Below are 12,163 nucleotides of genomic sequence, written 5' to 3' on the forward strand. Positions count from 1 at the left end.
CTGATACAAGTTAACTTTTTTTCCAGAAAAAAAGGCGGCTAAATTAGCCGCCTTTTCAGGGTTTAATATCCATCGTTCTGCTTCAGGTTATTGTTCCCTGATATGGCCTGCGTTGGCACCGGGAACCTGTTATAATGTGCATCAGACGGAGTATGGTCCCACCAGGAATCTGAGGTGAATTTCTTCCAGCGGATCAGGTCTGTTCTGCGGCGGCCTTCAGCCAGGAACTCAGTTCCCCACTCAGCCAGCATACGATAATCGTCCAGGTTGGCTGCTGTAACAGGATCGGGATCTACACCGCCTGTAAAATTCCTTTTCCTTACGGCGTTGATCAAGGTAGCAGCACCTCCTTTATCTCCTTCGCGCATCAGGCATTCTGCCAGCATGTATTGAACTTCCGTGAGGCGGATAGCAGGATTATCTGGTCCCCAGCGGAGGGTTTTATCTGTGTTATTTGGGATAGGCACTTTTACAATGCGCACACCAGTATTCTCTTCTCCTTCAGACATTTTCGAAGGCAGGTCTGCAATGCTCGCATAACGTTTACCAGGCCCAACTTCTGAAAAACGGCCTACCTGGTCTACAAATACCATGGGCAGGTTCTTATATTCTTCTCCTCCAACGATCACTTCGCCGGCAGGCGTGAGGTGAGGGCCGTAAATGAACATGCCTTCATATTTTCCGCCGCCTAAATATTTGTAAGGTTTCTTGCGAAGGTCTGCATTATTGAACTTCTCAAACGGAGAACCCAGTTTGTATTGTGCGGAATACGGTGTACCGGTTGGTGTGAGGGAAGGTTGAAGATGCGCACCATTATTAAGACCTCCGTCTATATCAAAATATTTGGCGGTATTGTAATGATAGAAAACACTGAAGAACCAGTCGTATTGCAACTTATTGAATTCAGAGGGAATAGACCAGATGATCTCTGGTGATTTATCGTTTGTAAAAGTATGCATGCCAAACCAGGTGGGATCTAAACTGTATTCGCCATACTGTTTGGCGAGTATATCCTGGCAGAGCTTCTTTGCTTCTGCAAACATGGGCTTATTGATGTAAGCTTCTGCATTGAAGTACAGCCTGGCAAGCAAAGTAGCGGCGGCAGCTTGTCTTAATGCCCCTTCTTCTTTATCTCCTGCTTTCTTCTTTGGTAGTTTCTGTATGGCTTCTTTCAGCAGTGTTTCAATATGTGTGAACGTTTCCAGGTCTGTTTTACGTGGAAGGGATTCACCTTCCAGCGAGGTGAAGACAGGCAATCCGCCGAAATAGTCCAGGCCTCTCAGGTAGAAAAATGCGATCAGTGTATTCAGCTGGTTTACATGATCGTCTTTATCAGCTTGTGTGAGTGCGAATTTTGTGTAATCCAGTTTCTCCAGATCGCTTTTGGCATCGAGGGCTAATGCAATACCCATCAGCGTTCCACGCCATGTTCCCCAAACCCATCCATCGTCTGGTGTCCAGCGGTGATAATGGTATCGTTCATTTTCGCCTCCGTTATACCAGTGGCGGCCTTTGGTGGTGATAGCAAACTGGTCTGCCGTATACTCCTGGAGGTTCCATCTGTCTTCTCCCAAATACCATCGTGCATGGGTAAAGGGACGATAGAGTGCTGCTTTAATGTCTTTTGCGCTTTTAAAGAATGTTTCCGGTGTTACCCTGTCGTAAAAATTCTGGTCGAGGTTTGTACATGCTCCAAGGAGGAGTATCGTCAACAATAATATTATCTTTTTCATACGAATTACTTGTGGAATGAATAATGTGACTGCGATCAGAAACTTGCCTGCAGGCCGAACATGAACGTGCGTGTTTTAGGATATACGTTCCGTTCTTCAAAACCAGGCTCCAGCCCGTTGATGTTCACCTCCGGATCCAGGCCACTGTAATTGGTGAGTACAAAGAGGTCGCGTGCGGTTACATATAAGCGCAGGCCTTTAAAGGGTGCTACTGTTTGTGCGGGGAAAGTATATCCGATATTGAACGCATCCAGTTTCAGGAAGGTGCCTTTTTCCAGCCAGTAATCGCTCAGTTCTTTTTCCCCTTTTATGTTTTTGTGTTTATCGAATGCATCGCGCAGCACATTCTGCCCGCTTACATTCGGAAGGCTGTAATACATATTGATCATGTTGAACACATCGTGGCCTATCCAGCTGCGCATATAGATCCCTGCATCGAAGTTCTTCCAGCTGAGGGTATGGTTCCAGGAGAGGATGATCTTGGGGATGGCATTGCCTACAAATACTTTGTCTTCATTCTTCTTGGCCTGTGCTTTTACATCAAAGGGTTTACCTGTTTTATCATAGAGCATCCAGTTACCAGCATCAGTAAATCCGGCAAAACGCCAGATGAAGAAACGGCCGATATCTTCTCCGGGATAAAGTCTTACGGCAGTTCCAGGGTTACCGGGAGCGGGAAAACTTTTACGGTCAGAGAAAGTTTGTCCACCGTTCAGTGTAGTGAGTGTACTGCGGTTGGCAGAAGCAATGATACCGGTGGTATAGTTCCAGTCAGTATTTTTGATGGCATTCCAGTTGAGTTCAAACTCAAATCCTTTGTTCTCCATATTACCTACGTTCACACTGGTTTTATCGTGAATGGCAGGTGGCTGGGAAACGCTCACGTCGTAGATCATGTCATCCACGCGGCGTTTATAGAAGTCGATGCGGCCATTGATCCTGTCTCCCAACAAACCAAAATCGAGCCCTACGTTGTATTCTTTTTTAACCTCCCAGCGGATGTTCGGGTTCTGGTTATGCAGTACACCATAGGTGCGCAACCATTCCCCATCAACCAACCACCAGGTATCGGCTCCATACATACGGGTAGCTACGTTTGCGCTGAAGCCTTCGTTACCGGTAGCACCATATCCTCCACGGAGTTTCAGGGTGCTTACCAGGTTGGAATTTTTCAGGAAATTCTCTTCTGAGATACGCCATGCAGCAGATATACCGGGGAAGCTGCCCCATTGGTTACCCTTGGCAAATTTGGATGATCCTTCACGGCGTAAAGAGGCGGTGAGGATATAACGGTCCCTGTAAGAATAGTTCACCCTTCCAAAGAAAGCGATCAGTTTTACAGTGGGGTTCTTCCACGATCCTATGCCAGCACGTCCGTCTGCCAGCCAGGTACCGGTACCCATATCATTATCCTGGATACCATCAACGGGGAAGTTGGAGTTGTTGGCACTGAATCCCTGGCCATTAAAATCCTGGTAGGTATAACCACCCACTGCATTGATGTAATGATGGCCGATGTTCTTGTTATAATTAAGGGTAAGTTCCAGTGTGCGATCGTCCCAACGGGAGTACGACTGGCTGGCATTTCCGTCTATATTACCATTCCGGGAAATACGGTGTTGCGAAGAGCGGTAGAAGTTCTTATGTTCCGTGTCGTTCTTTAATGCGATCATTCCGGAAGCGTATAAGTTTTTGGTGATATTGAGCTTCAGGGTGGAACTGGCCAGCAGGTTCTTGTATTGACCCAGGTCTTTGCGCAGTTTTACTTCTGCGATAGGATTGAAATAATCGAATCCGCCTACGGGGATGTTATAACCAGTTACGTCGTTGGAGTTATAAGGAGTTTCCGTAGGATTCATGGTTAATGCCATATTGAAAATGCCATTATCACTAAAGGTAGCATTGGCTTGTGTGTAGCTGATATTGGTACTGAGTTCTGCTACACCATTGAAAAACCGGAAATAGGTGTTCATGCGGCCGCTGTATTCTTTTCTTTTTGATTCGATGGCCATACCCGTTGCATTACGCGTCATGAAGGAAGCGTAGACCTGTGCATTTTCCGTTCCACCATTCACGTTGAATACGTAACGCTGGCTGAAGGGAGATTTGTTGGTCACTTCTTTGTACCAATCTGTTTTATGCCCCAGGTCTGTACCCACTTTATTGGCTACAAATTCTTCTGCGGTAAGGGATTCCGGTCTTTTGCGGATGGATTCCAGGAATAATTCGCTGGTAAAACTGGCGCGGAGCATACCGGCCTTTGCTTTTTTGGTGGTGATCAGAATTACACCTCCGGAAGCCCTGGTACCATATATTGCGGCAGCAGAGGCATCGCGCAGAACGCTGATAGATTCTATATCTTCTTTTACTACGGTATTAATATTACCTCCGGGGATACCATCTATTACAACCAGGGGGCCCTGGGCTGCATTGATGGAATTCACGCCACGCAGTTGTAGGGATACGCCGGCATTAGGATCAGTTCCATTTGTAGAGATCACCGTAAGGCCGGGAACCTTTCCCTGGATAGCCATCAGCGGGGATACGGAGCCTGCGATCAGGTCTTCCTGGCCCAGTTTTGTTACTGCGCCGGTGAGGTCGCGTTTGTTCATGGTACCATAACCTACTACCACTACTTCGTTCAGCTCCGTATCCTTACTTTCCAGCAGGGTAACGTTAATGGAGGTCCGGCCGTTTATAGGGATAGCTTGCGGGGTATACCCGATAAAGCTGAATGTGAGTGTACCTTTTTCATCTATGCGGATAGTATATTCTCCCTGTTCATTTGATATCGTGCCTTTTCCGGGGCCGGATACAATACTAACACCGGGAAGAGGGAGACCCGTGCGGTCTGTGATCTTTCCTTTTACGGTTATTTCTCCCAGCGGGGTTTCTTCTTTTTTGATGACCACCAGGTTTTCTCCCAGTTTATCAAAAACGAGCCCGGTTCCGTTGAGCATTTGCGAGAGCAGGTCTAAAACGGGGACGTTCCTGGCGTCCACCGTCACTTTCACACCTTCGTTCAATACGAGGTTGCTGAACACGAAGCGGTAATCCGTTTTGCGTTCCACTTCCTTCAGTGCGCGGGTGAGTTGTGTGTTACGAAAATCCACACTGACCTTATTCTGCGAGTTTCCTTCATATGCCGTCACCTGCAATGTGGTAAGCAGCAACAATGCCGTTGTCAGTTTCATAAGTAGAATCTTTTTAAACGCCCTCGGGGAGGGCAGTTTAATACAGGTGTTTTTCATACCTTAGAGGAGGTTTAAATGTTAAAAATGCGGCGCAGCAATGCTGCCCTTGTTTTTAGCCAGGGGAGAACAGGTACCAGCTGTGCTCCCCTCCTTTTTTTAAATGGGAATTGTGATTGCTATATGTAAAAAACGTTATCTGCGATTTTGGTGACTGATCTTGACCTCTTTTCCTTTAATGTTATACTTGAATCCATAAGAAGCCTGCAGGGCTTTCATAACCTGGTTGATGTCTTCTTTTTCAAAAGTGGCGGTGAATGTATACTGTTCTACGACCTTATCTTCAAAGATGATCTGAACATTGAACCAGCGTTCCAGCTTTTGCCGGATATCGCTGAAGGTTTCATTTTCAAACACCAGGCGGTTCTGTGACCATGCGGTTTCCACATTCACCTGGTTGCGGTTGTAAGACAGTGGCATGATAGTGGTGGAGGGTGTTCGTGGTTTTATGTCTGCTGCTTTGGATGCGGGTAATGCCTCCAGGTCTTTTACGATCACGAACTTCTCTTTTGGCAGCAGGGTTTTATACGCGGAAGCAGTATGTTTCAGATAGATCTCTACCTTTCCGCTGATCAGGGAAGTTTCACTTTTTTTGTCTCCCGGGTATGCCTTTACATTAAATACAGTGCCGAGTACCTTTACGTCATACCCTTCCACGCCCACGGTGAAGGGCATTTGCGCATCGTGCTGTACATCAAACAAGGCTTCTCCTTTCAGGCTCACACTGCGGTTTTTACGCCCAAAGTCTTTGTCCAGCAACAATTCCGACCCTGCGTTGAGGATCACGGTGGAACTATCCGGCAGTTTGATCGTGCGCTTTTCTGCGAGGGCGGTGCTGAAGGCGTATAATTGTGGCGTTGATACTTCAGGTTTGTTCCTGAAAAGGAAAAATGTGGAAACGGCTATCACAGCTGCAATAGCGGCTGCGGCGAAGAGTGTCTGGAGGTTCTTTCTCCTGGGATGCATGGGGATCACAGCCGTTTCTTCTTCTTCTTTTGTTTCTATTAACATGAGGGAGATACCGAGTACCAGTTCCCGGGCCTCAGCAAATGTGGCTGCCTCTTCCGGATGTTCGGAAAGGTAATTTTTCCAATGGGCTGTATCTGAGGGGTTCCTGTTAAAGCAATAGTTGATGAAACTGTCGTTTATGACCAGTTGCTCGATTTCATAACGGTCCGGCATATGCACCTGTTTCCTCTATAGACGGAGGGAGGAGGTGCATTTACCAACTTTTGGGAAAGTTTTTTTTACAGCGCCGGCAACAGGGAGAAAATGGCGGCGAATTTCAACCTTGGGTTGGAATTCCTCAGCTCCTCGCGGAGGGCTTTAATCCCTTCGTAGAGGTTATTGTATACGGAGCGGGTATTGAGGCCTGTTCTTTCTGCGATCTGCTCTGTGGTGAGGCCCTCGTAGTATTTGAGATGGATCACGTTCTGGCAGCGGGCAGGGAGACGTTTGAATGCAGTTCTGATGGAGGCCAGGAGTTCTTCGTTGGACTGGAGGCGGACCAGGTTTTCCAGCACCGAGGGCTCATAAGCTGCATTTTCGGTCAGTTCTGCTTTGGGCTGCTGTTGTCTCGCACGGCGGTAGTCGTCTATCAGCTTGCGGCCAAAAGCCCGGGTGAGGTAAGCTTTGGGATGCTGAATATCAGCGGGCTCGAGGTTCTTTTGCAGCAGTTCCAGGAAGAATTGCTGTACCTGGTCTCTGCTCTCATCCTCCCCATATCCCCAACGGGTGGCGATATAGATCAGGTGTGCATGAAACTTGGCATACCAACTGTCGACGTGTTGTGTTAGGTTTGAACCCATGACTTTATCTAGTGGCGAAAAAGTAAGGAATTTTATCCAATTGGACTAAATTTCCTTTGGGCCGCCCTGCTCTTAAAAGGGCTCGCATTTTTTGCGAGCCCTTTATCCAATATTAAGAACGTGCATTCCAGATACCTGTTGCCGCTGTTCTTTTAACGTAATCTGAAAAATCCCGTGGCGCTCTGCCCAGTGCGCGTTGTACACCATCGGTGAGGCTTTCATTCCTGCCATCCAGTACTTCTGAAAATAAGTAGATGACCAGCCAGATGAATTCTTCGGGCACATCATACGCTTCGAGCATAGCCCTGTATTGTTTTTCAGAAACCTGTTCATATGTAATATCCCTGCCGGTGGCTTTGGAGATCTCTGCCATGGCTTCGCGAAAAGAGAGCAAACGGGGGCCGGTTAATTCATATAGCTGACCATTATGGCCTTCCTCTGTTAATGCAGCTACGGCTACGTCTGCAATGTCATCCACATCTACAAATGGTTCACGTACATCCCCCGCAAGGAGTGCGACATGGCCTTCAATAATAGGATCCAACATATATCCTTCACTGAAGTTCTGATTGAACCAGCTGCATCTTACGATCGTCCAATCCACACCAGACTGCATGATAAGGTCTTCGCAATCCTGTGCTTCTTTTTCTCCGCGGCCGGAGAGTAATACTAATTTCTTTACACCATTTTCCACCGCCAGTTTAGTAAAGGCACCTACTTTCTTAACGGCGCCGGGGATGGCCAGATCGGGATGGTAACTGATGTAAACAGATTCAATATCCTGCAATACGGGTTTCCAGGTTGCTGCATCCTCCCAATCGAAAGCAGGAGTTCCGGAACGTGAGCCGATCCTTACAGGCCAGCCTTTTGCTTTCAGTTGTTCTGCTACTCTGCTGCCGGTTTTACCGGTACCACCTAATACGAGGGTTGTTGTTTTTGTGTTCATATAGTTTGGTTATTTTTTACCAAAACTAGTATGAGCCACACGGGGAAAATAGAACAAAACCGACAGGGGTTATTTTCCTTTCAGTTTTTTTAAATAGTTATTCTGCAGATCGTTCAGGTAATCATCGTATCCTTTACGGTCTATAAATACGGCAGGGTTATAAGCATCGTTGGGTTTGTGTTTTTTATGCAACTCAAACTGGCTGGCATGGGAAGATAACCAAAGGTCGAATTGCAGCTTTTTCATGGCACCTAAAGTATAAGCATAATCTTTGGCCACCTCCGGATATTTGGGCATGCCTGCAAGATTGGTTTCATCCAGGATCGAGGGCATATTGGCGATCAATACACGATATGAGCGGCTGGAATCTTTCACTGTAAGCATAAAACTATTGGCGCCTTTTGTATGACCGGGATGATGCAGTTCTATGATCTGCATACCACCGAGTGTGATGGTATCCTGTTTGCTAAGCAGGCGATCTGCTTTCACGGGTTCAAATGCAAATTCAGGGCCTAATACATAATCAGATTTCCCGCCATCTGCGAGTACCGGTGCATCCTTTTCATTGATCATCATTTTTGCACCTGTTATCTTCTTTATTGCTGCCATTGCGCCTACATGATCAACATGCGCATGTGTTGTTAATAATATCCTGATATCGGCGAATTTAAAGCCTAAGGCTTCTACATGTGAACGGATCATGGGAGCGGAGCCTGTAGTACCGGTGTTGATAAGTATATGGCCCTGCGGGGTGGTAATAAGATAACAGGCCAGGTCGTACGTACCTACTTAATACAGGTTACCGGCAATCCTGAACGGTTTATAATCCTTTATCCAATCCGGGTTTTGCGCATTTGCGCAGAAGCTGGTTAACAGCAGCAATGTGATCTGAAATAGTTTCTTTAGCATGGTAGTATAAAGATAAAAAAAAGGCGCCTCTTACGAGACGCCTAAACTGCTTTTCTTACTGTGCGGCCCTTTGCATAGGGTTCCCATCATTCCGGGTACCCCGCACCGGCCTTTCCCCTTTGAACAGTTCAAATTTGGAAGGAACAGCCTGACGTGGCCAGTAGTTATTGGTTTCTTCAATATCTGCGGTTTCCCGGTAGGGGTCTAAGCGCACAGATACTACCTGCTTGTCTTTTGCGAAAACCTTGGTTACTTTATATTCATTGAGCCGCCAGATATAAGCGGAAATACGGTCTACTTCTTTGCTGCCATCTGCAAAGGTCCATTCAATGATAATAGGCATTACGTTACCACCCTGGTTACTGAAAGAGAGTTCGTAGAAATTCTTTTTGCTTTCATACAAACGCTTTTCATCCGGCGTAAGGGATGCCTGCATCTGGCTGTAGGCTTCTGTTTGATCCGGCGTAACGGCGTAACGTTCCCATTTATTATAGAAGTCCTGCAGGCTGGTATCCTGCTCTACTGCAAACTTAACACCCTGTGCGCGGTTGCGGGTTTGGGCAATATGTGTTTGTTTCTGCTGCGCTTCGCTTTCTGTGAGTTTGTTTTCAATAGCGGGATTCTTTGAATCCATGCGGTACCATTTCACACTATCTAAAGAGATATCCACCGGTTCAATACCAAAGAACCATCCGCGCCAGAACCAATCCAGGTCTACTGCGGAAGCATCTTCCATGGTGCGGAAGAAGTCTGTAGGCGTAGGATGTTTGAATTCCCAGCGGCGGGCATACTCTTTAAATGCGTAGTCAAACAGTTCGCGGCCCATCACCGTTTCACGCAGGATATTCAATGCAGTAGCCGGTTTTGCATATGCATTCGGACCAAACAACACGATGTTCTCGGAATTGCTCATTACCGGTTCCAGCTGATCTTTAGGCAGTTTCATGTAATCTGTGATGCGTTGTGCAGGGCCACGCTGGGAAGGATAGTTGTTATCCCATTCCTGCTCTGCGAGGAACTGGCAGAAAGTATTCAGCCCTTCGTCCATCCAGGTCCACTGGCGTTCATCTGAATTTACGATCATGGGAAAGAAGTTATGCCCTACTTCGTGAATGATCACGCTGATCATGCCATACTTGGTAGATTCAGAATAGGTGCCATCTTTCTCTGCACGGCCATGGTTAAAACAGATCATCGGGTATTCCATCCCGTTGGATGCTTCTACTGAAATAGCTACGGGATAAGGATAAGCAATGGTATGTTTGGAATATACTTTCAGCGTATGTGCAACAGCTTTGGTAGAATACTTACGATATAATGGATACGCTTCCGGGCCATAGTAACTCATGGCCATTACTTTCTTTCCTTCTACATTGGTAGCCTGCGCATCCCATACCAGGCGGCGGGAAGAGGTCCAGGCAAAGTCACGTACGTTCTCTGCTTCGTAGATCCATGTTTTTTTATTAGTGGATTTACTTTTTAGCGCCTGCTGTGCTTCCGCCAGGGTTACTATTTCCATGGGCTGGTTGGCAGACTGTGCCTGCTGCCAGCGCTGGAATTGTGCCGGCGTGAGCATCTCTTTATAGTTACGGCATTCGCCGGTTGCACCTACCACATGATCGGCGGGCACGGTCATCTTTACTTTAAAATTGCCGAAGGTGAGTGCAAACTCTCCCCTGCCGGTGAACTGTTTGTTCTGCCAGCCCTGGAAGTCTGAATACACTGCAAGCCGCGGATACCATTGCGCCATGGTATAGAGGCTGTTCTGATCTTCCGGAAAATATTCATACCCCCCGCGGCCACCAAGGGTCATACGATTGGGGATCTTGTACCACCAATCCACGTTAAAACGGAACTTTTCTCCGGGCTGTAATGTTTTGGGCAGCTCTATCCGCATCATCGTTTGGTTGATGGTGTAGGTGAGCGCTTTGCCTGCAGCATCTGTTACTTTGAGGATGTTCACACCATGGCCGGGTTCCATTCCCATAATGCCATTGATAGTACGGGAGCTCATCCTGTCCGTCATCTTACTGCCATTAAAGCTGTTGTTATCGCTTTTAGGATCGTGTTCGTTTTCATCCAGCTGCAGCCAGATGTAAGTAAGCGGATCCGGAGAGTTATTGAAATACGTGATGGTTTCGGAACCGTTGAGGCGTTGCTGCGGTTCATCTATCTCTGCCGCAATCTCGTAATCCGCACGTTGCTGCCAGTATTTTGGTCCGGGTACGCCGGATGCGGAGCGGTACATATTCGGGTCTGCCAGCAGGTATCCTAACTGCTCAAACCGGTTCCCGTGGTTAGAGCCAGGGTTCTGTGCGTGTAACAGCATAGGCGCTATTGCAAACAGACAGCCGAATAATTTTTTCTTCATCATATACTACTTCATTAAAGTTCCTAAACGTTCCAGGCTCATCATAAAGGCTATTCCGAAAATAGCGGCGGAAATGAACATCGTCCAATCCCTTTTTTTTGCGCCGGATAAATTTACAATGATCTGTGCCAACAGCAGGATCACCAATACAATGATCAGTTGCCCAGCTTCCAGGCCCAGGTTAAATGCCAGTAATGGCTGTACGATATTGGTTTGCGAGCCCAGCATGCTTTTCAGGTAGTTGGAAAAACCCATGCCATGAATAAGACCGAAGAACAGGGCAAAGAAATAATTCAGCTGCATTTTCTTCGTTTCCTCCGTTTTCCTGAATACATTACTTAATGCAGTGATCACGATGGTGACCGGGATCAGGAATTCTATCAGGGCGGTATTTACTTTGACGATGTTCAATACGCTTAATGCGAGGGTGATGGAATGCCCTATCGTGAATGCAGTGACCAGTACGAGTACCTTTTTCCAGTCCTTCATCAGGTAAACGGCGCATAATGCCATCACAAATAAAATATGATCGTATCCGCTCAAATCGACGATATGTTGCCAGCCTTCCTGAAAATACAAGCTGAACTCCTGCATGGATTTAGATTTTTGTAACTTCGTAATGATAAGGATGCTACATTAAAAAACGAAATATTTGGGGCAAATGGGGCTATTATTATGCAAATGGTTAATTTTTCTGCATCCGTTCTACCTGAGCGTGACGGAGATCAGGCACAATCCGGCTCATAAATCGCTGGAAATCAGCTGCAGGATCTTTGCGGACGACCTGGAGAATACGCTTAAAAAACAGTCTAATACTACTTTTGACATCATCAAACCTCAGAACCGTGTGATGGTGGATACACTGATAGCAAGGTATATCCGGCAGCATTTACAGGTTTCCGTGGATGGTCATGTGCTGGCTCCGCGTTATCTTGGTTACAAGATAGAAGAAGATGCAGCCTGGTGTTTCCTGGAGGCTTCCGGAGTGGCCGGGGTGAAAAAGCTGGAATTAAAGGATGATATCCTTTACGAAGCGCACGAAAGCCAAAGCCATATGATCCATGTGATCGTGAATGACAAGCGGCAGAGTACGAAACTGGATAACCCTAAGAGTGCGGCGAGCTTTACATTCTAACCCTTGCATG

At 46.9% G+C, this 12,163-nt stretch carries 8 protein-coding genes and 1 pseudogene; 1 reads left to right on the top strand and 8 read right to left on the bottom strand.

Annotated features, from left to right (window positions below):
- Positions 1–62: 62 nt before the first annotated feature.
- From BUR42_RS14020 to BUR42_RS14055, 8 genes and pseudogenes are all read right to left on the bottom strand, one after another.
- A complete protein-coding gene (locus BUR42_RS14020) occupies positions 63–1,733 on the bottom strand; it encodes a RagB/SusD family nutrient uptake outer membrane protein (protein WP_143197445.1) in 1,671 nt (556 codons plus the stop codon).
- A 35-nt stretch (positions 1,734–1,768) separates the two neighbouring features.
- A complete protein-coding gene (locus BUR42_RS14025; RefSeq protein WP_074240601.1) occupies positions 1,769–4,927 on the bottom strand; it encodes a SusC/RagA family TonB-linked outer membrane protein in 3,159 nt (1,052 codons plus the stop codon).
- A gap of 192 nt (positions 4,928–5,119) precedes the next feature.
- The gene (locus BUR42_RS14030; protein WP_074239829.1) at positions 5,120–6,166 is read right to left on the bottom strand and encodes a FecR family protein; all 1,047 of its coding nucleotides are present in this window, start codon (positions 6,164–6,166) and stop codon (positions 5,120–5,122) included.
- A gap of 65 nt (positions 6,167–6,231) precedes the next feature.
- Complete coding sequence (locus BUR42_RS14035) at positions 6,232–6,792, bottom strand: RNA polymerase sigma factor (RefSeq protein WP_074239830.1); 561 nt, start codon at positions 6,790–6,792, stop codon at positions 6,232–6,234.
- 112 nt (positions 6,793–6,904) lie between these two features.
- Entirely contained in the window at positions 6,905–7,738 is an 834-nt protein-coding gene (locus BUR42_RS14040; protein ID WP_074239831.1) for an NAD(P)H-binding protein, read from the bottom strand.
- A gap of 69 nt (positions 7,739–7,807) precedes the next feature.
- Positions 7,808–8,647, bottom strand: a pseudogene (gene bla / locus BUR42_RS14045) (subclass B3 metallo-beta-lactamase).
- Between the two features lie 55 nt (positions 8,648–8,702).
- The gene (locus BUR42_RS14050; protein WP_074240602.1) at positions 8,703–11,018 is read right to left on the bottom strand and encodes a M1 family metallopeptidase; all 2,316 of its coding nucleotides are present in this window, start codon (positions 11,016–11,018) and stop codon (positions 8,703–8,705) included.
- Between the two features lie 6 nt (positions 11,019–11,024).
- On the bottom strand, positions 11,025–11,612 hold the full coding sequence (locus BUR42_RS14055; RefSeq protein WP_074239832.1) for a HupE/UreJ family protein: 588 nt from the start codon (positions 11,610–11,612) through the stop codon (positions 11,025–11,027).
- 67 nt (positions 11,613–11,679) lie between these two features.
- Between BUR42_RS14055 and BUR42_RS14060 the strand changes: the two genes are divergently transcribed.
- On the top strand, positions 11,680–12,153 hold the full coding sequence (locus BUR42_RS14060; protein WP_074239833.1) for a DUF6702 family protein: 474 nt from the start codon (positions 11,680–11,682) through the stop codon (positions 12,151–12,153).
- Positions 12,154–12,163: the final 10 nt, after the last annotated feature.

Source organism: Chitinophaga niabensis, assembly GCF_900129465.1.
GTDB lineage: Bacteria > Bacteroidota > Bacteroidia > Chitinophagales > Chitinophagaceae > Chitinophaga > Chitinophaga niabensis.

Excerpts from the sequence above, each read along its gene's own strand:
- BUR42_RS14055 (WP_074239832.1), bottom strand. The coding sequence starts at position 11,612 with ATGCAGGAGTTCAGCTTGTATTTTCAGGAAGGCTGGCAACATATCGTC.
- BUR42_RS14050 (WP_074240602.1), bottom strand. The coding sequence starts at position 11,018 with ATGAAGAAAAAATTATTCGGCTGTCTGTTTGCAATAGCGCCTATGCTG.
- BUR42_RS14060 (WP_074239833.1), top strand. The coding sequence starts at position 11,680 with ATGGGGCTATTATTATGCAAATGGTTAATTTTTCTGCATCCGTTCTAC.
- BUR42_RS14040 (WP_074239831.1), bottom strand. The coding sequence starts at position 7,738 with ATGAACACAAAAACAACAACCCTCGTATTAGGTGGTACCGGTAAAACC.
- BUR42_RS14030 (WP_074239829.1), bottom strand. The coding sequence starts at position 6,166 with ATGCCGGACCGTTATGAAATCGAGCAACTGGTCATAAACGACAGTTTC.
- BUR42_RS14020 (WP_143197445.1), bottom strand. The coding sequence starts at position 1,733 with ATGAAAAAGATAATATTATTGTTGACGATACTCCTCCTTGGAGCATGT.
- BUR42_RS14035 (WP_074239830.1), bottom strand. The coding sequence starts at position 6,792 with ATGGGTTCAAACCTAACACAACACGTCGACAGTTGGTATGCCAAGTTT.
- BUR42_RS14025 (WP_074240601.1), bottom strand. The coding sequence starts at position 4,927 with ATGAAACTGACAACGGCATTGTTGCTGCTTACCACATTGCAGGTGACG.